This window comes from Pseudorhodoplanes sp. (genome assembly GCF_050250235.1).
Classification (GTDB): domain Bacteria; phylum Pseudomonadota; class Alphaproteobacteria; order Rhizobiales; family Xanthobacteraceae; genus Pseudorhodoplanes.
This window is the reverse complement of the sequence record NZ_JBFWPA010000012.1, coordinates 26539-51316: the sequence shown is the minus strand read 5'-3', so window position 1 is coordinate 51316 and position 24778 is coordinate 26539. Positions and strand designations below refer to the sequence as shown.

Genomic DNA, 24778 nt, shown 5'->3' with positions numbered 1-24778 from the left:
CGCTCATCCCATCACGCGCGGAAATCCGTGCACCAGGATCAGCCCAAGAAGCCCCTGGGCGGCTGCGTAGCATGCCAGCAGAGCCGTGTTGTCGAAGGTCACGCGCCGCTCTCGATCAAGCTTGCCGGCGACGTATCGCGCGGCCGTGAACATCGACATGATCAGCACCGCCAAGGCGACCTGGCCGGTCAGTACGCTCGCCATGTAGACCGATGCGGCATAGGAGCTGTCGGTCGGGCGCAGGCCCGCCTGCCAGTGCGCCGTCACTTCGGCGGCAATTCCGCCCACGAGGCATATCGTTCCGACCGCCAGCAGGATCATCGCGCTGATGCCACGCCGTGAAGGGCGAGGGAGCACGCGGCCGGCGCCGACGAAGGCGGTGATGCTGATGAGCAGCAGCAGACCGGAAATGACCGGCCACGTCGTTGCGGGGAGCCGCGCTGCCCCGTCGATCCAGGCCTGCGGGGACACGGTCCACAAATAGAGATAGGAAAACACATAAGACAGGAAGAGCGAGCCCGCGACCAGCATCAGCACGACCATTGCCCACCACGAATGCGATGCGGGACCGGTGGCGTAGACCGGAAGCTTGATGTTGCCGCCGATCGCGACGGGTCCGCGACCCGGACCTGGATCGAGCGACCAGGTCCAGACGAGGCAGGCAGCGATCGCGATCACTCCGCAGATCACCGCCGTCACCACCAGCTTGACGGTCAGCAGCAGGAAGAACGCGGCGGTGAACACCGCGGCGATGAAGTGGGTCCAGCTCGGCCCCGGCATCTGGATGATGTATTCCGGCTTCGCGTCGATCGGCGAAGTCACAATCGTTTCCCGCCCGCCGGTAGGCGCGTTCGGCAGATAGTAGTGTCCGGCTTCGACATCGGCCGCGAGATTGGGCTGGTCCCAGAGCGGCTCGCGGCTGGTGACGTGCGGGATGCTGCGTGTCGAGTAGACGTCGTTTGGCAGCCATTCCAGCGTTCCCGCGCCCCAGGGATTTCCGGCGCCGGCACCGGGCCGGAACCGGACGGCCAGGTCGATCAGAAACAGCAGCACGCCGGCGGCGAACGTGAAGGCACCCACGGTCGATATGGTGTTCAGCAGGTCCCAGCCGAGCATGCTCGGATAGGTCCAGACCCGTCTCGGCATGCCCATCAGCCCGGTCAGATGCATGGGGAAAAACGTGACGTTGAAGCCGACGAACATCAGCCAGAACACCCAGCGACCCAGCCGCTCCGACAGCGCGTTGCGGCTCACCATCGGCGCCCAGTAATAGAATGTCGCGAAGAGCGGAAACACCATGCCGCCGATCAGCACATAGTGGAAATGGGCGACCACGAAATAGGTGTCGTGAACCTGAAGATCGAAGGGCACCATGGCGACCATGACGCCGGTCAGGCCGCCGAGCGTGAAGATGAAAAGAAATCCCAGCACGAAAAGCGAAGGCGTGTTGATCCGGAACCGTTCCCGTCCGGCCGCGATCGTGGCGATCCAGGCGAACACCTGGATTCCGGATGGAATGGCAACGGCCATGCTGGCCGCCGAGAAAAAGCTGAGGCTGAGCGCAGGAATTCCGGTGGTGAACATGTGGTGCACCCAAAGCCCGAAGCTGAAAAACCCGGTGGCGATGAGCGCGACGACAATCAGGTGATATCCGACCAGCGGCGTGCGAGCCATGGTCGGAATCATCATCGAGACGAGTCCCGCGGCGGGCAGGAAGATGATGTAGACCTCCGGATGGCCGAAGAACCAGAACAGATGCTGCCACAGCAGAGAATCGCCGCCCTTGGCCGCGGTGAAGAACGGCCAGCCGAACGCCCGTTCGATCTCGAGAAGCATGGTCGCGAGGATGACCGCCGGAAACGCGAAGATGATCATCCCGGCAAAGATCAGCATGGTCCAGGCGAAGATCGGCATCTTGCCGAGCGACATGCCGGGCGGGCGCGTCCGCAGGATGCCGACGACGATTTCGATCGCGCCTGCGATGGCTGATATCTCGATGAAGCCGATGCCGAGCAGCCAGAAATCCGCATTGTTTCCCGGCGAATATTCGGTCAGCGTCAGCGGCGGATACATGAACCAGCCGCCCTTGGGCGCCATGTCGTAGAAGATCGTCGAGAAGAACACGAGTCCTCCGACGATGTAGGCCCAGATTGCGAATGCACTCAGCCTGGGAAACGGCAGATCGCGTGCCGCCAGCATCTGTGGAAGGAGCAACACCCCGAGCGCTTCGATCGCGGGCACCGCGAACAGAAACATCATCGTGGTGCCGTGGACGGTGAATATCTGATTGTAGAGTTCCTGGGTCAGGAACCGGTTGTCTCCGACCGCGAGCTGCGTGCGCATCAGCAGTCCGAGCACGCCGGCCAGCAGAAAGAACAGAAAGGCGGCGCCGATATAGATCAGGCCAACGACCGTGTTGTTCACGGCGGTGAGCTGCCGCAAACCTGTCGGCGTCGCCCAGATGCGCTTCAGTTCTTCGACCTCGCCTTGTGGACGCGGGTCGGGGTTCGGCAGGCCGGTTGGCGCGCGCTCGTTTGTCATGACGCGTCCCGCAAGGTGTAAAGCAGGACAAGTCCGCCGAAATACACGGCCAGAACGAGCGCCGAATCGACGCCCATGCGGAAAATGGTCCGGTCGCGGCGCTCGGCCAGCCCGATCACGAAAAGCGTCGTCACCGCAATGCCGAGCAGCGCTGCCACTGCCGAGAACCTGCCGGCGCTGTTGAGCACCGGCTCGCCGGCCGACACCGCATCGACCGCAAACAGCAGGCCGACATCAAACAGATTGGTTCCAAGAATGTCCGAAATCGCCATCGTGTAGAGGCCAAGCCGGACCGCCGACAGGACGGTGCTGATTTCGGGCAAGGACGTGGAGATGGCGACCAGCACGGCGCCCACGAAGCTCTGACCGAGGCCGGTCTGTTCAGCGATGATCTCGGCGGTGCTCGAAATGATATAGCCGGCGATCAGGATTGCCGCGGCGGCGACCGTCGTCTTGACGAGCACCGATGTCAGCGACTGCTGGGACTTGCGGGGGGCGCTGTCGGTGTTCTTGCTCGATCGTGACGTCTGTTTCAGATTGCTCGCAAGCCAGGGCTGGCGGCCTTCCGAGCGGGACAGCATGTACAGGCTCCCTATCGTCAGAGCGAGGATCGCCCAGCTCCAGGCGCCGACGCCGAAAATCGCCATATCGCCCACGAGAATTGCGGTTGGCACCAGTGTCAGCAACAATACGTTGAGCGATCCCTGCAGGATAACGACCGGGTCGGGCACGACCGAGGTCAGGGCACGCCGTCCGATGGCGAAGTCCGCGACTGCGAGGATGGCGACCTGCATGGTGACGCCCCCGAGGATGTTGTTGACCGCAAGCGCCGCACTTCCCGAAGCGGCCGCACTGAGACTCACCGCGAGTTCAGGCAGAGAGGTCACGCCGCCAAGCAGGAGAAGGCCGAGCAGCGCGTGCCCCAGTCCGGTATGGACGCTGATCTCGTCCGCGTAGCGCGCGATCCTGGTGCCTGCGATCCAGACCACGATGGCAGCGCCAATGAAGAGCCCGATATTTCCCGAAAGGTGGAGCTGCGCGAAGTCGATCATGGCTATTTCAATGCCGCGAGATAGCGGGCCAGGGACCTGAGTTCAGCCTCGCTGAAGATGCCAAACGGAGGCATCCGGTTGGTCGGCTTGATGTGCTGGTTGTCCGCGATCCAGCGCATGAACGCCTGCTCGTCGTTTGGCAGGGCGGCGGCGGCGAGCGACAGCCGACTGCCGACATGGGTCAGATCGGGTCCGATCCGACCCACTGCGGCGGTGCCGCGGATGGCGTGGCAGCCGCCGCAGCCATGCGAGAGGAAAAGCATCTGGCCGCCAGCTTGCTCCGTCTGGCTGGCGGCGTCGCTCGCCTCTTTCGCCAGCCAGGTGTCGAACTCCGCGGCCGGCAATGCGACGACGTAGAAGCTCATCAGGGCGTGGGCTCCCCCGCAATATTCAGCGCATTGTCCGCGGCTGACGCCGGCCTGTTTCGCGACCAGCGTCATCACATTGGTCCGGCCCGGAATCATGTCGAGCTTGCCGGCCAGCCTGGGTACCCAGAAACTGTGAATGACGTCGGCCGATGTCAGTGCGATGCGCACGGGCCGGCCGACCGGAATGCGCAATTCGTTGGCGCTTTCGATGCGCGTTCCGTCCGGGGCCGTGTAGGTGACGCGCCACCACCATTGCTCGCCGCGAATCGATACCTCGAGTGCGGGCTGATTTGCGGACGTGTTCGCCGCCGCACTCATCAGCATCACTCCGTAGCCGAGCAGAGCGGTCAGCGTGACGATCGGGAAGATGATGCCGCCGCCGACAACGAGCGCTTCGGTGCTGAGCCATCGCGGCCGTATTGCGATCGCAAGCCAGGTCAGAATGATCACGACCACCATGATGACCGAACCGCCGATGGTCAGGACCCAGAACAACGTCCACACGCGCTCCGACTCCACCCCATCCGGGGAAAGGACGGACTGCACCCCGTCGCAGCCGGAAAGCGCGACCGCCGAGAGTCCTGCGAGCAGCAGAGGCCAACTCGATGTCAAGCGAGCGCGCGGTTTCATGGACGTTGTCCCACGCGGGTGGTCGCGTCTCCGGCTGTCCTGGGCGCGCCGAGACTCTCGAAGAAGGCTGCGACATCGTCGATCTGTTGCCGGCTCAGCCGCTTTGCGATCGGCGCCATGATGGCGCCGGGCGCGCTGGTTGCGCGCAAGCCCTGTTGCCATACCAGCAGCTGGTTGACCGTGTAGCGTGCGTGCTGACCGGCCAGGAGCGGGAAGGTCGGGCTGCTGCCTGCATGGCATGCGAGACAAGCAGGAATGCCTGTCTCGGGCACGCCCAGCGTAGCGATCGCCTGACCGCGCGTGATTTGCTCGGGCGTTGCAATGGTTTCGCCTGCAAGCGCCGGAGAAAGTCCGGCATAATATTTCGACAGCAAGGATATGGCGTCGGCGTCCAGCTCGGCAGCGACCGGCTGCATGATGCCGCTTTCGCGATCGCCGTCCGCATACTGGCGCAGGGCGCTCTCGAGATAGGCCGCGGGCTGGCCGGCGATGATCGGGACGAGACTGCTGATGGGCGGTGATGTTTCGGAACCGTGGCACCGCGCACAGGCCGAGATTGCCTGACTGCCGCTGCCGACACGGGCACGCTCTTCGGCCCTGCGATTTCCGACCCGGTCCTGAGAGCGGGTGAGCTTGCGATAATCTTGCGCGCCCAGCTTTGGCAATGCGCGCAGAAACGCGACAACGGCCCAGACTTCGTCATCTCTCTTGAGAGCCACCCATGCCGGCATTCCGGTATACTTGATGCCGTTCCTGACGATCCAGAACAGCTCCTTGTCGGACCAGTCCTGAACGACGCGCGACAGCTCGGGCGGTGGCGGCAGCATGTGATAGACGATCGGGTTGCTGCGTTTGCCCGGCCCGCCATGGCAAGGCACACAGCCGCCGTGAAAATGACCGGCGCCGAGTCTGACGAGATTGTCGTCGCTCAGGCGGGGAGGCGAGCCTACCAACAGGCTATGCGTTGCAACCGATCGATGCATGCCGACCTTCAGAAGCCAACTTGTCCACGGGAAATGACCCCTGCTTGCCGCCACGCTGTACAGTCCTGAAACGGTCAGAAGCGCCGCCGCGAGCAGCAGCACAGTGATGGTCAGGGTGATCCAGATCAAAGCCTGCCGCGTTTCCCTTCGTGCGAACATCCTGCCGATCACGGCGCCGCTCGTTCGCTGAGTTGCGCGTCATCCGTTTCAAGCTTCCGCAGCGCTCTGGACGCCAGGACGATCCCCGCCAGAACGTAGCTGAACGGACAGGCAATGAGCATCATCAGTCCGGCGAGTTGCTGATCCTGCGATGCAGAGATCGCGGGATCGGCTCCGGTCGAGCAAATCTGCATTCCGGAATACAGCGCCCTGGGCGAAAAAACGAACAGCGCACCCAGCAGGCAGAACAGCTTTCCGGTCATCAACAGCGCGAACGAGCCGCGCCAGAATTCGCGCGGCGGCTGCGAAAGCACGGCGAGCCAGAACCAGAGGGCCACGAAAAAAAGCACGGCCTGCGCGAGAAAAAACGCGTGCGCGGAGAGTAGAGCGGCAGTGAGAAGCGCAGGCGAGTGAAGCGCCCATAGCGCGATGATCTGAACAAGGGTCGCAGCAAGCAGGGTTCTGCCAGCGACTGCGCCCAGCGTCGGTATGACCCCGAATCCGAGCAGGCCAAGCGCTCCCACCGGCGCAAGGACATTCATCACCACGATATGAAATGTCATGTGCGTGGCGAGTGATTCATGCGCATCCGCTGTGTCGGGAAACAGCGATAGTGACGTGGCCAGTGTCAGCACGAGCAACGGACGAGGCAGTCGGGTGCTGGAAACGCGCTCCGTCCGGGTCATGTCCATCCCCAAGAGAGCTGATGCCTCCGCAATGGCGGGCATCACCACACGACAATGAAATAAACGACGATCGCTCACGGCGAGTGACAGGCACCTGATCGAAGGAACGCCGGGGTTCCATGATCGTTCCCGGCAGGAGCATTGGCCGCACGCCTGGTCGCGCTTTCGGACGATTTCGGCGCGGTCCGGTCACGTCGCCAGCATGAAGCCGGCCGGAGCGCCTTCGGTTTTCGGGAAGGCATCAGGGAACAATTTGGCGCCACGCTGCTTTGGTTTAAACCGGGCTTGAGCCGTCTCCGACGCCAAACTGCGTTCAGTCGCATGTGATGTTGGAAAAACAGCCGTCTGGCGAGGCGCATTCACTTAGTCATTGGAGAAATCGTTGGACATCAAGAATTTGGAAAAGCGCGTCGTGGTGAGTTCGCGCTTTCTTTCCATTGTCGCTGTGCTGGGGACGCTGGCGGGCTCCATGTTGATGTTCGTTCTCGGCGCCATCAATATCTATGCCGCCTTCCGATTTGGATTTACAGACGAACACGGTGACGACGTGTTTGGCACGAGGGCCGTCATCAACGTCATTGAAGGCCTGGACCGCTTTCTCATTGCGATCGTTCTTCTGTACTTTTCGTATGGGGTGTATTCGCTGTTCATCCATCCCGAAGAGGGCGAAGAAGAGCTGTCCTTGCCGGGATGGCTTCGGGTAACACAGATCGGTCAACTCAAGCAGGTCGTCGCGGAGTTGATCGTCATCATCCTTTTCGTCTTGTTCCTTCGGCAGGCTCTTGAGACCTTTTCTGCTCCGAATGACTCCCTGACGATGAACGCCCTCGTCAGCTTGATGGTCTTGCCCGTGAGCACGCTGTTGCTGGCACTGGCTCTGAGATTGCTCGAACTGCATCCAAAAACGGGTCAGCAAAGCGCGTCGAAAATGCCGTCCGACAGCGACAAGCGCTGATCGCCTGGGCCTCCATCGTCACATTCGTCTCGACCGCTGCACCGATTCATTTCAACAGGAAGAGATATGTGACGGCCATCGCAATGACGGCCATCGTGATCGAGACCCATAATATTCGGCGGATTGCGCCACCTTTCACGATCCGTGCGCCGCGGGCCTCGTTGGCGCTCAAAGCGTCATCCGCGTCGCTTGAATGAGGATCCTGCACCTGCACTGGCCTCTCTGACCCATCGCAATCTTCGTTTCGCGTTAAAACCGGAATGGATCGTAACGCGGGGGTTCCACAATTGTTCCCAGCTCAGAATGTGATCCGAACTCCTGTCTCCGTCACCCGCCACGATCCTGTGGCCGGCGGGATATGCCGGACCCGCTATTGTCCCGCGAGCCCGACAGTAGCTTCACCAGCCATCCTGTGGTGCGGAAATGGTCGCCCGCGATCAGGAGAGTGGCGGTAAGCGGCACAGCGAGCACTGCGCCCGCGATTCCCCAAATCCAGGTCCATATCGCGATCGCGATGACGATGACGACGGCGGGCAGCGCGAGACGGTGGCCTTGCAGGGCGGGATACAGGAAGTTGCTGATCGCGATTTGCAGAATGGAAAATCCTGCAAACACGACGAGGGTGGTGGTCAGACTTTGGAACTGGATCGCCGCGTAAAGCGTGGGCGGCAATATTCCTATGATGTTTCCAACCACGGGTATGAAATTCAGCAGGAAATTCAGCAGCCCCCAGACGAGCGCCAGTTCGAGTCCGATCGTGAAGGCCCATAAGGCCGAGGCCAGGCCGGTGATCAGGCTGGTCAGGGCTGTGATGCCGACATATTGCCGAACCTTGATCGCAATCTCATCGATCGTGTCGATCAGTTCGCGCCGCTCGGCCGCGTTCAACGCCCGGCTCAGGTTGGCCCGCAATACCGGCACCGCGGGCAGTCCGAGGACGACGAGGATGGCAATGAATCCCAGATAGACCAGAACGGTGTAGACGTTGGACAGCAGCATCTGCCCAAAGTCGATCAGCCGATTGTAGCCCTCGAGCGCACCAAGCGTGTCGATACCCCATTGGCCGGCCCAGTCGGTCAAGGCCGAGTAGAATTGTTTGAACTGCTCCTGGTTGCTGGCGAATGCACGCACGATCTGGGCTGCGGAAAAGTAGACCGCGGCCATAAAGCCGCTGAAGACAAGAAGCAGAACAAGCAGCGTACCGATATAGCTCAGAGCTGAAGACATCGCCCTGTCCAGCCATTGCTTGAGCGGCCAAACGGCCGCGATGGTGACGGCCGCCGCAGCGAGCGGCATGGTGACGGAGTAGCTCGCGCGCAATCCGGAAATCACCAATATCGCGGTGATCGCAGCCAGCAGCTGGGTTCGCGCATCTGCATGCGGGCGAAGCGGGCTCATCTTGTACGCCTGTCGGATGCAGTCGTCCTGTTCCCGGAAACGTCGGAGTCGGATTCCGAGAGTCGGCGGAAGACGACGGCATTAAGCTCCGCGCCGAAGAGAACGGCGATGATCGAAATCCACACCCAGATCATGAACCCGACCACGGCGCTGAGCGATCCATAAAGTCGATCGAAGCTGCCGAAGGTGGTGACCATCCACTCGAACAGGATCGAAAATGATAACCACAAGAAGGCCGCGGCAATGCTTCCGGCAGATACCCACCGCCAGCGAGGCGACGTTTGCGTCGAACCAAAGCGGTAGATCACCGCCAGCAACAGGCCGATCACCACCAGCAGGACCGGCCATCGCAGCAGCCTCAGGAAAATCACCGAGGTCGCGTCCAGGTCCAAGGCATCGAGGGCCAAGGGCAGTACAAGAATCAGCGCAGAGGCGCCGACGAAAAATAGCAGAATGCCGATTGTGAAAGCCAACGACAGTGCGGTTCGTGTCACGAAGCCGTAGCTCTCCTCGGTATCGTCGATCGTATGGAGTGCGACGATGAGTGACGGCATACCCTTGTTGGCGCTCCAGAGGAGCATGCCGAACCCGAGTATGGTGGCCCAGTCAAAGGGGGCTTGCGTCGCTTGTTGCCGTTGCGCGATTTGCTTGATCTGGATGGAAATGAACTGGATGACCTGATCGGGAAGGATGGCCGGCAGCACCGAGAGTATTGGGGTGCCCTGACCTGGATTGGAAAAGACGCTGTACACCGACAGCGTCGCCGCCAGTCCCGGAAACATCGCAAGCAGCATGAAGAAGGCGACGCCCGCTGAAATCAGGGTGACATGATCGCGGCGCGCGCAAGCAATCGCGCGCCACAATATGTCGAATGAAGCGCCGAAATTCATTTGCCTTCCTTTTCAGGAGCGCCCGGGCTGGAAAAAAGTAGGCGCTGGTCAAGAATGGAAGTATCGGCCGGCGCCGCCCAATCTATGGACAAGGGCTGATACGAGAGCTTGTTCCATATTCAGCTCGAGAAGGGGGTGCTCGCGCCGGATGGGAGGCATCATGGATGCGACATATGGTCCGTTGCTCCGCTGGAACTGATGGAAATTCCTTCGGTTTGCCTCGTGCGAGACCGGAGGCCGGCGATCACTGAAATGGACCTTGATCTTCTTCGTGATCTCGATCGTTGCCGGCGTTTTCGGTTTCGCGGGCATCGCCGCCGGTGCCGCAACGATTGCAAAATGGCTCGCGTTGGCCGTCGATGCCTTGTTCTTCATTCTCGGCGTCCTGGCCGGGGAGGCCGCGTTCTAGAGTCGAACCAGGCAGAAACGCGTGGACTATTTCGAAATTTTTCCCCATGCGCTGGCGCTTGCTGCAGCATACGCGCTGGCCTTTCCCATCGGATGGGATCGCGAGAATGAAGCGCGCAGCGCCGGCTTGAGGACATTTCCTCTGGTAGCGGTAGCCAGTTGCGGGTTCATCCAGGCGTCCGAATCGATGCTGTCGCATTCGCCGGACGCGATCGCGCGTGTCGTCGAAGGCCTGATAACCGGAATTGGATTCATCGGTGGAGGCGCCATTTTGAAACACGGCAGTTCCGTGCATGGAACGGCGACCGCGGCGAGCATCTGGGCAACGGGTGCGATCGGAACGGCTGTGGGACTGGGCAGCTATGATGTGGCCGTTGTCGTCGCGGTATTCACGTTTCTCACTCTAAGACTTCTTCCACTTCTGAAGGAGTGATGAGGGTCGCCCGCAGGCGACGGATCCCGATCAGGGAAGCACAAAGACGAGTAACGCGGTTCAGGACGCCGCAGCCAGCCATTTTCGAACGAGTTCGCGGTCGGTCATGAGCCGCGCATGCAACTCCTCGAATTGTCGCAACAGCCCGATCACCGCCGTGGCATCCTGACCGTCGCGCAGCAGGTCTGCGACCAGCTCGCGCTGCTTGGCCAGATCCTCCTCGACGAGCGCGATATGGCGCTCGAGCTTCTCCGACTGGCCAAGGATTGTCGCGCGGTCCATGCCATCGACTCTATCAGCATGCGCCCGCCGCGAAACCCCCTGGGTCCAGGTCAGCAAAGGTTCCGCCGGCGGAGGTTGGCGGTGTGCGGGCCGCGATGAAAAAGGCCCCGGCGAAGGCCCCGGGGCCGAATCCCCGGGGAAGTCCGCTTGACGGACGCTCACGCGCCAGTTCCACCGCCGAAGCGTCAGCGCGACGCCGTCGGTGCCGGTACCGTACGCGGCGTGCCGGGCGAGGGCGCGGGGATGCGCGGATCCAGATTGAGCATCGGCACCGCGCCGCCCGGCAGCATCGTCACCGGCAGCTTGCCGTCCCATTTCTCGGCCTGAACCAGGTTGACGAGATTGGGATTGTCTCCGAGTGCGGCGCCCCGCGCTCGGATCGCGGCCGCTTCGGCCTCGCCGCGCAGCCGGATCGCCTCGGCCTCGGCCTGCGCGCGCTGGCGCACCGCATTGGCTTCCGCCGTCGCCTTGGTGACCACGATTTCGGCCTGCACCTTCTCGCGCTCGGCATTCTGCCGAAGCCGCTGAACCTCGACTTCGGCCAGCATGCGCTGCTCGATCGACTTCTCGTATTCGTTGCTGAAATCGAGATTCTCTATCTGCACGGATTCGATCACCACCGGTCCCTCGGCATGCTTGAGCACGGCGGCCATCACCTCGGCATTCAGACGGCCGCGTTCCTGAATCGCGGTCACGGCATTGAACTGGCCAAAAACGATCTTCGATTGCGACTGTACCGTGGGAAGAAGAATGCGGTCGGCATAGCCACGCACGCTGCCGAACTGCGAATACAGATCGTCGACCTTGTCCTCGGTGGCGCGGAAATTGACCGAGATCAGGAGGTCGGCCGGCTGCTGGTCGCGGCTGTAGGAATTGACCTTGTCGAATTGCACGCGCTGGGTTTCCAGCGAGATTTTCACGATTGAGTCGATGAAGGGAATCTTGAAGCCCAGCCCCGGCGTCGCGGTGCCGATCAGCTTGCCGTTGCGCAGGATGACGCCGCGCTCGCGCTGATCGATGGTGTACCAGCTTCCGAGCACGATGGAGAGGCCGAGAAGAACCAGAAGGCCGACCCCCAGCATGACGACGATGCTGCGGCCGCGGCCACCGCCGCTGCTTCCCGTCGCGGAGGATGTCATCTGCGAAAGCACTTTGTTCATGATCCTGTTCTCCCTTCTGCTGGCGCTGCGCAAGACCCGGCGTACGCGGGTTGCCGCGCTGACACCGATCCTTTGTCTTGGTCGCAGGTGAGCGCCGTGCGGTTCAATCAACGCACGGCGCAGGCAGATTGGCAGGATTCGGCCAAGCACGCACGACACAAGCTCGTGCCGGCATGGCCTCCGACCCGCGAAAACCGCGGGACGGATGGGTTCGAGAGGTTGTTGGCCGTAAATGGGCGGTCCGGATCACCGCTTCTTGGTGACGACACCCCAGACCAGCAGCAGGATGATCGCGCCGACGATGGCGCCGATCAGGCCCGCGCCTTCGCCTGCCGTATACCAGCCGATCGCCTGGCCGAGATAGGTGGCGAGGAAGGCGCCGACGATGCCGAGAATGGTAGTGAGAATGAAGCCTTTGGGTTCGTTGTCGCCTGGCATGAGGAATTTCGCGATCACGCCCGCGATGAAGCCGATGATGATGGTCCAGATGATGCCCATGCGCCGCCCTTCCTTCACTTGAGGCCGTGCCAAAACGCACGACCTCGATCCGGGTTCCATCATAACGGCAAGATGCGGTGATTGTCATTCCGGCGGCACCCCGTCCGCCGCCTCGAATCACCGTGAGACGGCCTCACGCCCTGCGGATCGCGAAACTGTCCACATATTCGTTCGGCCTGGACGGATCGAACGCCTTTCCCATCACCGTGAAGCCCTTGGTCGGGGAGGCGGGGACCGGAATTCCGGCATCCTTCATCGCCTTGCCCGCCTCGGTGGTGAGGAAGACCTTCTTGGCGATCCCGGCATAGTCCACGTCGCCCTTGACCTGTCCCCAGCGCTTCATCTGGGTCAGGATCCAGATCGCGAAGCTTTCATACGGGAACGGATCGAAGGTGACGCGGTTCGGATCCTTCTTCACGCCGCCGAGGCCGTCGGCATAAGTGCCGGTCAGCACCTGATCGAGCACGGTGACCGGCGCGTTGATGTAGTTTGCGGGCGCGATCGCCTCCGCGATCTGCTTGCGATGTTCGGGCTTCGACGAATAGGCGCTCGCCTCCATGATCGCGCGGAGCAATGCCGCGTAGGTGTTCGGCATTTCGGTCGCGAAGTCGGCGCGGGCCGAGAACGAGCAGCAGGGATGGCCGTCCCAGAGTTCTCGCGAGATCAGATGGATGAAGCCTGTTCCGTCGAACACCGCGCGCTGCACGATATTGTCCGGCGCGAGGAAACCGTCGACATTGCCGGCGCGCAGATTCGCGACCATTTCCGGTGGCGGCACCACGCGCAGTTGCACGTCCTGGTCCGGATCGATGCCGTTCTCGGCGAGGTAATAGCGCAACAGATAATTGTGGTTCGAATAGTCGAACGGGATCGCGAATTTCATTCCCTTCCAGGTCTTCGGATCGCGCCGGTCCTTGTGCGCCATGGCGAGGCAGATCGCCTGGCCGTTGATGTTCTCGATCGCGGGCACCGTGAAGGGGACGGTGGTCGAGCCGAGCCCCATCGAGATCGCAATCGGCATCGGTGCCAGCATGTGGGCGGCGTCGTATTCCCGGTTGATGGTCTTGTCGCGAACCACCGCCCAGCCGGCGGTCTTGACCACGTCGACATCGAGCTTCTGTTTCGCATAGAAGCCGAGCGGATGTGCCATGATGATCGGGGTGGCGCAGGTGATCGGGATGAAGCCGACCGCGAGCTTGGTCTTCTCGAGCGGGCCCGATTGCGCGAAGGCATCTGTCGCTGTCGCGATCGGGAAAATCTGCGACAGCGCTGCGGTGACGGTTGCGCTGCCGACGGCTGTCAGCAGTGAACGGCGCGTCATGGCATCCGGGAAGGCGGCGCGCAGCACCGCGGTCTCGACCCGGCCGCGCAAGCCGCTGTCACTCAAGCCGTCGCAGATGAAACTCGCATCGTGGTTATCGCCGCAGGCGCAGGCGCCCATGCGGGTCGAGGTATTGTCGGTCATGGATTTGCCTTGCGTGAGAGGAGACGGCGCGGCCGTCTGGCCGCGCCGGTCGGCGCGATTTCTCAGGCGGCCTTGCCCTGCATGGCTTTCGCGGCTGCCGGGTGGCCTTCCTCGATGGGCAACGAAGGATCGCGCGACCATTCGTTCCAGGAGCCGAAATACATCCGCACGTCCTTCACGCCGGCATTCTTGAGCGCGAGGAAGGTGTTGGACGCCCGCGCGCCCTTGAAGCAATAGAGATAGACCGGCGTTTCGGGCGTAATGCCGACCGTGGCGCATTCGGCCAAAATCTCTTCCGACGACTTGAATCGTGGCCCCTCGGCGGTCGGCTTCATCATGCGATACCATTCGAGCCAGACCGCGCCCGGGATGCGGCCCTTGCGCGGGCAGAAATCCTTGCCGTAGGGCGACGAACTTTCGCCGATCCATTCGTCGACGTCGCGCACGTCAAGCAGCGCGATCGGCTTGCCGAGCGCCGCCAGCATGGTCTTGTAATCAATGACGATTTCGCCGGCTTCGGGGACGATTTCGAACGACGAGGGTGTGGGTGAGGGGACTTCGGTCGTCACCGGCAGGCCCTGCATGGTCCAGGCGTCGAAGCCGCCGTGCAGCACCTTAATGCTCGGATAACCCAGCATGCTCAGCAGGAAATAGCCGCGGCAGGACTGCCCGAAGCCCGAGTTCATCGATTGCTCGTAGATGACAGCGGTCTCCTTGCCGGACAGGCCGGCGGCGCCGAAGGCGTCCGCGAATTTCGATTTCAGTTCCGCCATGCCCTCGGGCGTCGAGGTCGCGAGATAGGTGAAGATGTCGTGGACATTGACCGCGCCGGGAATATGGCCCGCGGCATAGGCGTCGGGGTTTCTGGTGTCGATCACGACGACAGGCTCACTCGCCATCATCGTCTTGAGGTCTTCCGCAGTAATCAAAGCCGCAGTCATGACGAACCTCCGTTGATGTTCTCTTCCGCAATGATCCCGGGCGTCCTCACCATTCTTATTGCGCGCCGTCGGCGAGCATTTTTTTCAACTGCTTGGTCGCCGGCGTGACGATGGCGACGAAATAGGCCTCGCGCAGGCGCCGCTGCGCGCGATGCGACTTCAGGTAGCCGCGCGCCCCGGCATGCAGCATCGCCGCATGTGCGGTCGCGACCGATGCCTCACCGAGTTGCAGACGAATTCTGACCACGCGTTCCCAGAATGCGGGGCTGGGGTCGTAGGGGGTGGCGGCGAGCGCCATCACTTCCTGCTCGGCTTCGGCGAGCAGGCGCTCGAAGTCTTCCGGCTGATGGTCGAGGAAGCGGTTGACATGCCCGAGCATCGGGCGAAGCTCTTTCATGATTGCGATGCAGTCGCGCATCACGCCGAGCCCCATGCCTGCCTGCAGCAGTACGAAGCCCGCGCGGATGCGCTTGACGAAGGGCATCGCGTTCTCGGCCAGGATCAGCCGGTCCGGCACGAAGGCGCTGCGGATTTGCACGGCGTAGGTGCCGGTGCCGTCCATCGCCAGGAAAGGCGGGCAGGGATGCAAGGTGATCTTCGGGTTGCCGCAATCGGCGAGGAACATCACGCGCTCACCAACTCCATTTGAATCCTGCGCATCCTCGCGTTCGAAGATGGTACCGAAAATGTGGCCAGGCCCGAGATTGGAAACCCAGGGCAGGGCGCCCTTCACGACATATCCTCCCTCGACCTTGCGGCCCTTCAGCTTGATGGTCTCGATCCCGAAGAAGGTCTTCATCGGGTTCGACAGGCCGGTGCCGCCGAGTTGTGTGCCGCTTGATACCGGGCCGAGCCATTGCGCCTTCAGCGCCGCATTCTGCGAATTGCCGACATACCAGGCGAGCGTGTCCTGGCACCACGCCATGAAGGCGGTGGCGCCGCAGGTCTCGCCGATCACCGACATTGCTGCGATTGCGGGCCGCAAATCGGCGTCGCCGTTCACCGGCATGTGGGAGGCGAACGCACCCCCGGAGCCGAAAGCGTGCAACGCCTCCTCGGGATAGAGTTCGCCCTTGTCGATGGCGTCGATGTGAGGGGCGAGCTTCACCTTCGCCACGGCGCGGACGCGCTCGCACAGATCCTCCGTCTCAGTCCGGGTCTCCAGCGCAAGCGCGGCCTGTGTCATGGCAAAGACCTTCCTTTCATGGGGAACACGATCAGCGGCTCACTTCGAGCCCGACCGGACGCGTGAAGGTGTTGGCGACCGGCGACCATTTCTTCACATGCGTAATCAGCGCATCGATTTCCTCGGGTGCGACGCCGTCGCATTCCATGTCGACCTTCACCCGCACATCGGTGAAGCCGACCGGCTTTTCGCTGACGTCTCCCGTGCCCCAGACCGCACTGATGTTGAGATCGCCTTCCAGCTCGAGCTCGAGCTTGCGAACGATCCAGCCGCGGTGCACGGCATTGGCGTGCAGGCCGACAGCAAGGCAGGAGCCGAGTGCGGCAAGCGAGGCTTCGGACGGGTTTGGCGCGGTGTCGTCGCCCAGCAGCGCCGGCGGTTCATCCACGATATAGGGCGGCAGATTTCGGATGAAGTTGAGGTGCCGGAACTTGCCTTCGGCGACGGTCTTGCACTTCAGTGTCTTGATGACCTTGGGGTTTGCCTTTCCGCTTTCGATCAGCTTTTCAAGTCCGCCCTTGTCGATCGGGGCGAGACATCCGGTGAGCACGACTTTTTCCGCGGCGACGGCCATGCGTTTCTCCAGGTTTCAGGTTCGGTTAGGCTACTAACCGGTCTGTTGCATTGCAGGGACCGTGCCAGCCGGCGTGGATACGGATTCGCAAGCAATCTCAATGAGCCGGCGCTCGGCGGCCGGCCTGGCCAGCCCGACGGATGCTCATTGCGGGGGCACAGGGACAGGAATTGAGCGCGGCGGCGCATGCTTTCGATGCAGCAGGCGGCGAGGCCAGATCGCTTTGCGTGCCGCGGATCGAACGCCCCATGCGCGGCCTCATGCAGAAACCCGCAAGCGAAGCAATTCCGTTCGGCGCGATCCTGCGCTAAGGAATGAATCATGAGTGGAAAGGGCGCTGCAGCCGAACTGGACCCGCGCGCGGCCAATGACGCCGAGAGCGCGCGCAAGCGGCTGCTCGATGCGGCGACCGAATTATTCTGCCGTTATGGAATCAATGCGACCGGTGTCGACGCGGTGATCGACGAGGCCAAGACCGCGAAGACCACGCTCTATCGCATCTTCGGTTCGAAGGAAGGACTGATCGAGGCGGTTCTGGAGAATGAGGGGCAGCGCTGGCGCGACTGGTTCATCGGCGGGATCGAAGCCGGACATGCGTCGCCCCGCACCAAGCTGTTGCGCATCTTTCCGTTGCTCAGGGAATGGTTTTCGGAGGAGCGCTTCTACGGCTGCCCCTTCATCAACGCCATCGGCGAGCACGACAAGTCGGACGAGCGCCTTCGCGCCATCACGATCCGGCACAAGACGGTGGTACTGGCGCGGATCGAGCGGGTCGCGGCGGAAGCGGCCTTGCCGAATCCGGCTGCGCTCGCGCACCAGATCGGGCTTCTGATCGACGGCGCCATCATCGCAGCGATGGTCACACGCAATCCGAAGGTGGCGGACGACGCTGGTTCGGTGCTGCGGGTGCTGATCGGGAACGACCAACCGCGCAAGGCGGCGCCGAGACGGCGCGCCGCGACCGCAGTCTAGTTGCCCTGCAGCGAGCGCATATAGGCGACCAGCGAACGCGCCTCGTGCTCTTTCATGACGAAGGCGGGCATTTGCGGATGTCCCGCCAGGACGCCGCCCTGCAGGCGATCGACCAGGTCATCGAGGTCGACCTGCGGCTCAAGACGGCGAAAAGCCGGGGCGCCCGAGATCGGACTTCGCTCGCCGCGGTCGATTGCGTGACACGCCGCGCAAAGCCGCTGAGCGAGGTCACGGCCCTCTTCGACCGACCCCGCGCCCAAGGCAGGCGGAGCCGCGAGCGACAGGCACAACAGGGCGGCTGTGACGGCTGCCGCACCGACTCGTGGTTCATACGTCAAAGAACACCGTCTCCTTCTCGCCCTGCAGGACGATATCGAACACGTAAACGATCTTGCCGCCGCGGCTTGTTCGCGTGGCGACCAGGGTCGCGCGGCGCTCTTCCTGTTCGATCAAGTTTAGCACGGGATCGGCGGCATTGGCTTCGGCTTCGTCGGAAAAATACATGCGGGTATGCAGACCGATATTGATGCCGCGCGACACGATCCAGACATTGACATGCGGGGCCATCATCCGGGTATGGCGGCCGATCACAGGGCCCGGCTTGATGGTGTGGAATGTGTAGAGGCCGGTGCTGAACTCGGCGCCGGTACGGCCCCAGCCGCGGAAATCCGGGTCGAGCGGCTTGCTCTGCCGGTCGGCGGGATGATTGTAACGGCCCTCCGCGTTTGCCTGCCATATCTCGACCAGCGCGTCGCGCACCGGCGTGCCGGTGCCGTCCAGCACGCGCCCCTCGATGGTGATGGGCTCGCCGTGGGTCGCCGCGCCGGCCAGCACATTCCCGAAATTGTTCTGGAAGATGTCGAAGCCCGCCATATGCGGGATCAGCCCGATATGGACGTAGGGACCTGCGGTCTGCGACGCGGTTTCCTTCAGGTATCCGAGCGCTTGCGGCATGATCAGTTTCCTTCCAGGCGATTCTCGAACAGCGTCGAGCGGCGGCCGCGCAGCACGATGTCGAAGCGGTAGGCGAGGAGGTCCATCGGGATCGCGGCGTTCATGTCGAGTGGCGCGATCAGCCGGTCTATGGCGGCCGGGTCGGGCACCGTATTGACAATCGGGCAGACCGCGATGAGCGGATCCCCCTCGAAATACATCTGGGTGATCAGGCGCTGCGCGAAGCCGGTGCCGAAGATCGAGAAATGGATATGGGCCGGGCGCCAGCTATTGACGTAGTTGCGCCAGGGATAAGGTCCCGGTTTGATCGTGCGGAAATAGTAATAGCCATCCGCGTCGGTCAGTGTGCGGCCGCAGCCGCCGAAATTCGGATCGATCGGGGCGAGATAGGTATCGTTCTTGTGCCGGTAGCGGCCGGCGGCATTGGCCTGCCAGAATTCGACCAGAGTGTTGGGGACCGGCTTGCGGTTTTCGTCCAGCACCTGACCGTGAACGATGATGCGTTCGCCGATCGGGTCGCCGTCCTTGGCGTAGTTCCTGATCAGGTCGTTGTCGAGCAGGCCGATGTCGTTGCGGCCGAAGACAGGTCCGGTGATTTCCGACAGCGAATTGTTCAGCGACAGCAGTGCGCGTCGTGGCGAGCGGCCGACACTCGTCTTGTAGCCGGGCGCATAGGCCGGCGGATGCAGCGAGCGGTCGCGCTGATAGAACTCTACGGGATGGATGGACGGCAGAAAGGCATCGTGCACCGGCTCCGATTCAGGTTCGGAGACCTGCTGTCTGACATTCATGGGCATCCTCCCGGCTTCTACCGACCGGAAGAAAGGTTAGAGAGGATGCAAGGTGCGCGGATTGACCCAAATCAAGCGACGGGCCGGTCCATGATCGGATCCGCACCGTAGGATGCGCGCACCACCTCGAGGCGAGGCCGTTCGCCGCGGGCCTTGCGGGCACCCAGCTCGGGCACGCTGGCGACACGGCTCAGCCGTGCTTCTTCGGCTTCGATCAGTGCCTTCCAGGATTCCAGCAGGCGCTGGTAGTTCTGCCGGACGACGTCGCTTTTCGTGTTGATGATGCGCGACGCACACTCTTCCGCACGCTTGCGATAGTGCCAGAGCATACGCACCCCCAAGGTCCGTATCGCCGCGTGTCGTGTCCGAATCGCGGGCCCGCAGGAAATTGCGGGCGGGAACCTTGTGCCGGAACAGGGTTAATGCGCGGTTAAGCGAGGTATCAGGAGCAGGTCGCGGCAGCCGCGATCAATGCACCGAGCCGACGAAGTTCTGCAATTCCGGCGTCCTGGGAGCCGCAAACAGCTCCTTCGGCGGGCCTTCCTCGTGCACCTTGCCCATATGCATGAACACGAGCTTGGTGCCGACGTCGCGGGCGAACCGCATCTCGTGGGTGACGAGAATCAGCGTGATGCCTTCCTTCGCCAGCCCCTCGACCACCCGCAGCACCTCGTTGACCAGTTCCGGATCGAGCGCCGAGGTGATCTCGTCGCAGAGCAGCACGTTCGGCCGCATGGCGAGCGCGCGCGCGATGGCAACGCGCTGCTGCTGGCCGCCGGAGAGCTGGGACGGATAGTTTCCGGCCTTGTCGGACAGCCCGACCTTGGCCAGCATCTCGGCGGCGAGTTCCTTCGCTTCCCCCGGCTGGACCTTGTTCACGACCGTCGGCGCCAGCATCACGTTCTCGGCTGCGGTCAGATGCGGGAAAAGATTGAATTGCTGAAACACCATGCCGACGTTTCTTCGCAGATCGCGCAGCTTGCCTTCCTTCGCGCTCAGGCCGACATCGATGCCGTCGACGACGATGGCGCCGGAATCGTAGGTCTCGAGCCCGTTGATGCAGCGCAGCAGCGTCGACTTGCCCGAGCCCGAGCGGCCGATGATCGCGACCACGTCGCCGCGCGCGACATCGATCGACACGCCCTTCAGCACTTCGACCGGACCGAAGCTCTTGCGGACGTCCACGATATCGACCAGCGGCGTGCTCGCGGGTGTCGTGCTGGCGGGCGACTTCTCAACGAGCGGCATGGAGTTGCCTTTCCAGACGATGCGCGTACCAGGACAGCGGGAAGCACAGCGCGAAATAGATCAGGGCCACCAGCGAATAGACCAGGAAGGGCCGGAAGGTCGCGTTGTTGAGCATGGTGCCGGCCTTGGTCAGATCGACGAAGCCGATGATCGAGGCAAGCGCGGTGCCCTTGATGACCTGCACCGAAAACCCCACGGTCGGCGCGATCGCGATCCGCGCGGCCTGAGGCAGGATCACGTAGCGCATCTGTTCGACATAGGAGAGCGCGAGCGAGTCGGAGGCCTCCCACTGGCCTTTCGGGATCGCCTCGACGCAGCCGCGCCAGATGTCGGTGAGGAACGCCGAAGTCCAAAACGTGAGCGCGAGCCAGGCGGCGATCCAGGGGTCGACATCGATCCCGAACAGTCCGAGACCGAAGAAGAACAGGAACAACTGCATCAGGAGCGGCGTGCCCTGGAAGAACTCGATGTACCAGCGCGTCAGCCGCTCGAGCCAGGCGTTGCCCGATACGCGGGCGAAAAGCAGCGCAAGTCCCACGATGCCGCCCGACACGAACGCGATCAGCGAGAGCAGGATGGTCCAGCGCGTCGCCAGCAGGAGGTTCGAGAGGATCACCCAGAAGGAGAAATCGCTCATCGTCTGGTCTCACGCCTTCGGAAACGCCCAGCGCCCGATGCCGCGCAGGATCGCGCGCAGCGAGATCGCCAGGAGGAGATAGAGCAGGGTGACGACGAGATAGACTTCGAAAGCGCGGAAGTTGCGCGACTGGATATAGTTGGCCGCATAGGTCAGATCTTCGGCAGAAATCTGCGAGACCACGGCAGAGCCCAGCATCACAATGATGATCTGCGACGACAGCGCCGGATAGATTTTCTGAAACGCCTGTTTGAGCACGACGTAGCGCAGGATCTGCATGCGCGACATCGCCAGGCTTTCGCCAGCCTCGATATGGCCCTTCGGCACCGCCTGGATGCCGGCGCGGATGATCTCCGTCGAATAGGCGCCCAGGTTGATCGTCATGGCGAGGAATGCCGCGGCCGTTTCGGACAATTTGATGCCCGCCGCTGGCAGCCCGAAAAAGATGAAGAAGAGCTGCACGATGAATGGCGTGTTGCGGATGATTTCGACATAGGCCCCGACCAGCCAGTCGGCCCATGCGGGCCCGAAGGCGCGCGCCGAGGCTCCGGCCGTCCCGAGCGCTACGCCTGCAACCGTCGAGACCGCCGTCAGCACGATGGTGAAGATCAGGCCGTGCAGCAGCACGTCCCAATAGGGCAGGAGGTCGCCGAAGGCGAGGGTGTAGCCCATGTCGGGGCCGGCGCGGTGTCTACAGGTTCGCCGGCAAGTCCGCCTTCAGCCACTTCTGGGAAATCTTGTTCAGTTCGCCCGACGACTTCGCCTTGGCGATGATGTCGTTGACCTTCGCCATCAGCTTCGGCTCATTCTTGTTCATGCCGACGAAACAAGGGCTGTCCTTCATCACGAATTTCAGGATCGGCGGACGCGCCTTGGACTTTTCGGCGACCACCGCCGCGACCACGTTTCCGGTTGCGATCAGATCGACCTGACCGGAGATGAAGGCGGAGATGGTGGCGTTGTTGTCCTCGTAGCGCTTTACCGTGGTGGAGGATGGCACCGCCTTGGAGATTTCCTGTTCCTCGATCGCGCCGCGTGTGGCGCCGATGGTCTTGCCGGCCAATTCGTCCACCTTGCCGACAGCAATCTCCTTGGTGCCGTAAACGCCGGAGAAGAACGGCGCATAGGCGGCCGAGAAGTCGATCACCTTTTCGCGCTCGGGATTCTTGCCGAGGCTGGAGATCACCAGATGCGCCTTTTTGGTCTGCAGATACGGAATCCGGTTGGCGCTGGTGACCGGGATGATCTCGACCTTCACCCCCAATTCCTTGCCGATCAGGTTGGCCATGTCGATGTCATAGCCGACCGGCTTCAGGTCCGGTCCGGCCGAGCCGAACGGGGCGAAGTCCTGCGGCACCGCCACCTTGATCACCTTGGCCTTCATGATGTCGTCAAGGGCATCGGCTTGCGCCGGCGGCGCGGCGATCAGGCTGGCGATGCCGAAAAATGCGGCACTGAATGCAAGGGTCGCAGGCTTCATGGCGGGCTCCCGGTCACGTGGAAAGGACTTGGGAACTCAAGGAGCAAGCCGCGTGCCGGTCCGAAGCGCGAAACGGCCGATTTCAATCAGATCATCCGCAAGTCATTCGCAAGTCATCGCCGGTTTTGTCGAAACTCGAAAACCGGAACGGGATGCTCCCTTAACTGGCGGCGCGCCAGTCTCGCCTCTCTCGGGATTTTCCAGTCTCGGGATTTTCCAGGAGGCGACCATGCGTATCGGATTGTCTGTCGTTGTGATGCTGGCCTTGGGCTCGGCGGCTGCTGCTCAGACGCAGCCGGCGCCGCAGCCTCGTCCGCAACTGGTGATCAGCGGCGATCAGCGCTACTGCCTGATCGAGCATGCGACCGGAATTGTCAGCTGTAACTTTGCGACCATGGATCAGTGTCAGCAGGCGCAGGCCACGGGGCGCGTCGGCGATTGCGAGAGCAATCCGCGGCTGACCACCGGGGTTCGGAGCCGCGAATAGCGCGCGTGCCGGGTGGGGGCCGGCGCTTACCGGCCTCCACCCTCTGGATGCGTGCTTCGCTAGACCTTCTTGACCGGCGGAATCTTCCACGATCCGTTGATGATCGATGGGTTCTTCTCGTTGGGCCAGTACAGGCGCAGCATCAGGATGAACTTGCCCTTCGGAGCCGGCAGCCAGTTCGATTCCTTGTCCTTCCCGGGTGACTCGTTCTGGATGTACAGCTCGGTCGAGCCGTCCGGATTGGTCTTCAGGCTCTGCCGCGGGCTGATCGAATACCGGTTCAGCGGATTGGCGACGAAGAAATAGTCGGCGTCATACATGGTCAGCGACCAGAAGCCGCTGACCGGCGGGAGCTGCCCCTTCGGGAAGCGCATCACATACTTGTACGCGCCGTCATAGGCGTGACCTTCGCCATCCTTCTGAGAAGTCGGATAGACCGCATCCTGCGGACGATTTGCACCCAGCCCGATCGCGGTGATCAGCGCGCGCATCAGATAGTCGGTGCCGTAAATTCCGGTCTTCGTGGTGAACGCGAACCCGTTGTCGTTCTTGACTGCCGGATTGATTTTGAACTGCAGCATGATCCGGTCCTGCGACACTTCCGGAATGCGCCTCGCAAAATCGGCGTTGAGCTTGCTCGCATCGAAATCCTTGCCCGGAACGATGCCGATCTTCTCGAACTTCTTCAGCGCCGGCGCATCCGCCGCAACCGGGGGATTGTCCTTCATCAGCTGGCAGAGACGCGTGAAGTATTCGACCGCGCTCATCTTGTTGACCTGATCGCGCACCGCGGTCTTCATGTCCTGCGCGGCATCGACGCTGCCGGCCGGCGGCGTATACGGCTTGCCGTAGGCGGAGAGGGGAACGAGTGTGCATTGATCCTGCAGCGCGTGCACGGCCTTGTAGTCCTCCGGCGTGCCGGTGCAGTAGATGCGGCCGAGAATCCAGACGATGTTGGTCGCCGACTTGTATTCCTTCACGCCGGCCGGGAGCGTTCCTTTCCAGCCGGGACCGGTGATCGCGTAAGTCTGCGCCTTGGTCCCGGTGGTGCGCTTGCCCGGGACCTGGAAGACGGTGGTCCAGCCGTCCAGCATCGGAAACAGGAAGTAGCGATCCTTCATGTCGGGGATGCCGAGGATCCATGGTTCCTTGTCGAGATCGACCCAGGCTGCCGTATAGAGCGTGTCGGCATTCGGCGCGGTCACGTCGCGGAAGGACGCGTCGGGGTAGCTGCGCGCCTTGACGAACTGGCCCATCGGCGCGCGCGTGCCTTCGGGCGCCGCAACGTTGGTCATGACGCGGCGCGTCATGTCCATTGTGACCAGAGGATAGCCGTAGATATAGGCGTCGGTAGCCAGCCAGAAATCCTCGATGCCTTCCCGGATGCCGAGGAAGGAGCCCAGTTCGGCGAGGGTGGGAGTGGCGGCGGCGGTGCTGGCGAAAAGGCTCAGTCCGCCCAGGGTGGCGGTACGACGCGTTACTTTCATGCGGTGCTCCCAATGTTCAAACGTAGAAGGATTGGGGGTTTACGGAAGGAATTTCTTTGGCTCATGCCATTTTAGGCCAACGCGGACCAAAATTTGCGCAAGCTTTGGTGATC

At 62.4% G+C, this 24778-nt stretch carries 28 protein-coding genes; 5 read left to right on the top strand and 23 right to left on the bottom strand.

The window, feature by feature from the left end:
• Window positions 1–3: 3 nt before the first annotated feature.
• The 5 genes from ctaD to AB7F49_RS08040 are packed head-to-tail and all read right to left on the bottom strand — an operon-like array spanning window position 4 to window position 6419.
• Window positions 4–2541: a cytochrome c oxidase subunit I gene (gene ctaD, locus AB7F49_RS08060; RefSeq protein WP_428521317.1), complete on the bottom strand. Its 2538-nt coding sequence runs from the start codon at window positions 2539–2541 to the stop codon at window positions 4–6.
• Window positions 2538–3593: a sodium:calcium antiporter gene (locus tag AB7F49_RS08055; RefSeq protein ID WP_428521316.1), complete on the bottom strand. Its 1056-nt coding sequence runs from the start codon at window positions 3591–3593 to the stop codon at window positions 2538–2540. Before AB7F49_RS08055 ends, ctaD begins: the two co-directional genes overlap by 4 nt.
• Before the next feature lie 2 nt (window positions 3594–3595).
• Window positions 3596–4591: a cytochrome c oxidase subunit II gene (gene coxB / locus AB7F49_RS08050; protein ID WP_428521315.1), complete on the bottom strand. Its 996-nt coding sequence runs from the start codon at window positions 4589–4591 to the stop codon at window positions 3596–3598.
• Entirely contained in the window at window positions 4588–5733 is a 1146-nt protein-coding gene (locus AB7F49_RS08045; protein WP_428521314.1) for a c-type cytochrome, read from the bottom strand. The genes coxB and AB7F49_RS08045 overlap by 4 nt, the downstream gene beginning before the upstream one ends.
• A gap of 8 nt (window positions 5734–5741) precedes the next feature.
• Window positions 5742–6419, bottom strand: coding sequence for a cytochrome c oxidase assembly protein (locus AB7F49_RS08040; RefSeq protein WP_428521313.1), 678 nt, complete (start codon window positions 6417–6419; stop codon window positions 5742–5744).
• 382 nt (window positions 6420–6801) lie between these two features.
• Here AB7F49_RS08040 and AB7F49_RS08035 point away from each other — a divergent pair, with 382 nt between their 5' ends.
• The gene (locus AB7F49_RS08035) at window positions 6802–7374 is read left to right on the top strand and encodes a YqhA family protein (protein ID WP_428521312.1); all 573 of its coding nucleotides are present in this window, start codon (window positions 6802–6804) and stop codon (window positions 7372–7374) included.
• A 327-nt stretch (window positions 7375–7701) separates the two neighbouring features.
• Here AB7F49_RS08035 and AB7F49_RS08030 read toward each other — a convergent pair whose 3' ends face one another.
• Both AB7F49_RS08030 and AB7F49_RS08025 read right to left on the bottom strand, forming a co-directional pair.
• Window positions 7702–8772, bottom strand: a complete 1071-nt coding sequence (locus AB7F49_RS08030; RefSeq protein ID WP_428521311.1) for an AI-2E family transporter — start codon at window positions 8770–8772, stop codon at window positions 7702–7704.
• Window positions 8769–9635 carry a YihY/virulence factor BrkB family protein gene (locus AB7F49_RS08025; RefSeq protein ID WP_428521310.1) on the bottom strand — a complete coding sequence of 289 codons (867 nt, stop codon included), beginning with the start codon at window positions 9633–9635 and terminating at the stop codon, window positions 8769–8771. The genes AB7F49_RS08030 and AB7F49_RS08025 overlap by 4 nt, the downstream gene beginning before the upstream one ends.
• 274 nt (window positions 9636–9909) lie before the next feature.
• On the opposite strand from AB7F49_RS08025, the gene AB7F49_RS08020 reads away from it, so the two are divergent.
• Together AB7F49_RS08020 and AB7F49_RS08015 are read left to right on the top strand one after the other, a co-directional pair.
• Window positions 9910–10071, top strand: a complete 162-nt coding sequence (locus AB7F49_RS08020) for a DUF1328 family protein (RefSeq protein WP_428521366.1) — start codon at window positions 9910–9912, stop codon at window positions 10069–10071.
• A gap of 21 nt (window positions 10072–10092) precedes the next feature.
• Window positions 10093–10503, top strand: a complete 411-nt coding sequence (locus AB7F49_RS08015) for an MgtC/SapB family protein (RefSeq protein WP_428521309.1) — start codon at window positions 10093–10095, stop codon at window positions 10501–10503.
• Window positions 10504–10563: 60 nt separating this feature from the next.
• On the opposite strand, the gene AB7F49_RS08010 is transcribed toward AB7F49_RS08015, so the two are convergent.
• From AB7F49_RS08010 to AB7F49_RS07980, 7 genes are all read right to left on the bottom strand, one after another.
• Window positions 10564–10785 (bottom strand): hypothetical protein, encoded by a 222-nt coding sequence (locus AB7F49_RS08010; RefSeq protein ID WP_428521308.1) that lies wholly within the window; start codon window positions 10783–10785, stop codon window positions 10564–10566.
• A gap of 185 nt (window positions 10786–10970) precedes the next feature.
• On the bottom strand, window positions 10971–11867 hold the full coding sequence (locus AB7F49_RS08005; protein ID WP_428521365.1) for a prohibitin family protein: 897 nt from the start codon (window positions 11865–11867) through the stop codon (window positions 10971–10973).
• A 324-nt stretch (window positions 11868–12191) separates the two neighbouring features.
• The gene (locus AB7F49_RS08000; RefSeq protein WP_428521307.1) at window positions 12192–12443 is read right to left on the bottom strand and encodes a GlsB/YeaQ/YmgE family stress response membrane protein; all 252 of its coding nucleotides are present in this window, start codon (window positions 12441–12443) and stop codon (window positions 12192–12194) included.
• Window positions 12444–12576: 133 nt separating this feature from the next.
• Window positions 12577–13908: a CmpA/NrtA family ABC transporter substrate-binding protein gene (locus AB7F49_RS07995; protein WP_428521306.1), complete on the bottom strand. Its 1332-nt coding sequence runs from the start codon at window positions 13906–13908 to the stop codon at window positions 12577–12579.
• A gap of 62 nt (window positions 13909–13970) precedes the next feature.
• Window positions 13971–14849: a sulfurtransferase gene (locus AB7F49_RS07990; protein WP_428521305.1), complete on the bottom strand. Its 879-nt coding sequence runs from the start codon at window positions 14847–14849 to the stop codon at window positions 13971–13973.
• A gap of 55 nt (window positions 14850–14904) precedes the next feature.
• A complete protein-coding gene (locus AB7F49_RS07985; RefSeq protein WP_428521304.1) occupies window positions 14905–16035 on the bottom strand; it encodes an acyl-CoA dehydrogenase family protein in 1131 nt (376 codons plus the stop codon).
• A 31-nt stretch (window positions 16036–16066) separates the two neighbouring features.
• Window positions 16067–16609 carry an OsmC family protein gene (locus AB7F49_RS07980; protein ID WP_428521303.1) on the bottom strand — a complete coding sequence of 181 codons (543 nt, stop codon included), beginning with the start codon at window positions 16607–16609 and terminating at the stop codon, window positions 16067–16069.
• A 321-nt stretch (window positions 16610–16930) separates the two neighbouring features.
• Between AB7F49_RS07980 and AB7F49_RS07975 the strand changes: the two genes are divergently transcribed.
• Complete coding sequence (locus AB7F49_RS07975; protein WP_428521302.1) at window positions 16931–17581, top strand: TetR/AcrR family transcriptional regulator; 651 nt, start codon at window positions 16931–16933, stop codon at window positions 17579–17581.
• On the opposite strand, the gene AB7F49_RS07970 is transcribed toward AB7F49_RS07975, so the two are convergent.
• From AB7F49_RS07970 to AB7F49_RS07935, 8 genes are all read right to left on the bottom strand, one after another.
• Entirely contained in the window at window positions 17578–17919 is a 342-nt protein-coding gene (locus AB7F49_RS07970) for a c-type cytochrome (RefSeq protein ID WP_428521301.1), read from the bottom strand. The two genes, AB7F49_RS07975 and AB7F49_RS07970, sit on opposite strands and share 4 nt — an antisense overlap.
• On the bottom strand, window positions 17909–18535 hold the full coding sequence (pcaG, locus tag AB7F49_RS07965) for a protocatechuate 3,4-dioxygenase subunit alpha (RefSeq protein ID WP_428521300.1): 627 nt from the start codon (window positions 18533–18535) through the stop codon (window positions 17909–17911). The genes AB7F49_RS07970 and pcaG overlap by 11 nt, the downstream gene beginning before the upstream one ends.
• Before the next feature lie 2 nt (window positions 18536–18537).
• On the bottom strand, window positions 18538–19326 hold the full coding sequence (pcaH, locus tag AB7F49_RS07960; protein ID WP_428521299.1) for a protocatechuate 3,4-dioxygenase subunit beta: 789 nt from the start codon (window positions 19324–19326) through the stop codon (window positions 18538–18540).
• A gap of 71 nt (window positions 19327–19397) precedes the next feature.
• Window positions 19398–19655, bottom strand: coding sequence for a hypothetical protein (locus tag AB7F49_RS07955; protein ID WP_428521298.1), 258 nt, complete (start codon window positions 19653–19655; stop codon window positions 19398–19400).
• A 139-nt stretch (window positions 19656–19794) separates the two neighbouring features.
• Entirely contained in the window at window positions 19795–20574 is a 780-nt protein-coding gene (locus tag AB7F49_RS07950) for an amino acid ABC transporter ATP-binding protein (RefSeq protein ID WP_428521297.1), read from the bottom strand.
• Window positions 20561–21211 carry an amino acid ABC transporter permease gene (locus tag AB7F49_RS07945; protein ID WP_428521296.1) on the bottom strand — a complete coding sequence of 217 codons (651 nt, stop codon included), beginning with the start codon at window positions 21209–21211 and terminating at the stop codon, window positions 20561–20563. The genes AB7F49_RS07950 and AB7F49_RS07945 overlap by 14 nt, the downstream gene beginning before the upstream one ends.
• A 9-nt stretch (window positions 21212–21220) precedes the next feature.
• Window positions 21221–21883, bottom strand: a complete 663-nt coding sequence (locus tag AB7F49_RS07940) for an amino acid ABC transporter permease (RefSeq protein WP_428521295.1) — start codon at window positions 21881–21883, stop codon at window positions 21221–21223.
• Window positions 21884–21902: 19 nt separating this feature from the next.
• Window positions 21903–22691, bottom strand: a complete 789-nt coding sequence (locus AB7F49_RS07935) for a transporter substrate-binding domain-containing protein (RefSeq protein WP_428521294.1) — start codon at window positions 22689–22691, stop codon at window positions 21903–21905.
• Window positions 22692–22920: 229 nt separating this feature from the next.
• Between AB7F49_RS07935 and AB7F49_RS07930 the strand changes: the two genes are divergently transcribed.
• Window positions 22921–23178: a DUF3551 domain-containing protein gene (locus tag AB7F49_RS07930; protein ID WP_428521293.1), complete on the top strand. Its 258-nt coding sequence runs from the start codon at window positions 22921–22923 to the stop codon at window positions 23176–23178.
• A 59-nt stretch (window positions 23179–23237) separates the two neighbouring features.
• Here AB7F49_RS07930 and AB7F49_RS07925 read toward each other — a convergent pair whose 3' ends face one another.
• On the bottom strand, window positions 23238–24665 hold the full coding sequence (locus AB7F49_RS07925) for a DUF1254 domain-containing protein (RefSeq protein WP_428521292.1): 1428 nt from the start codon (window positions 24663–24665) through the stop codon (window positions 23238–23240).
• Between the last annotated feature and the right edge of the window lie 113 nt (window positions 24666–24778).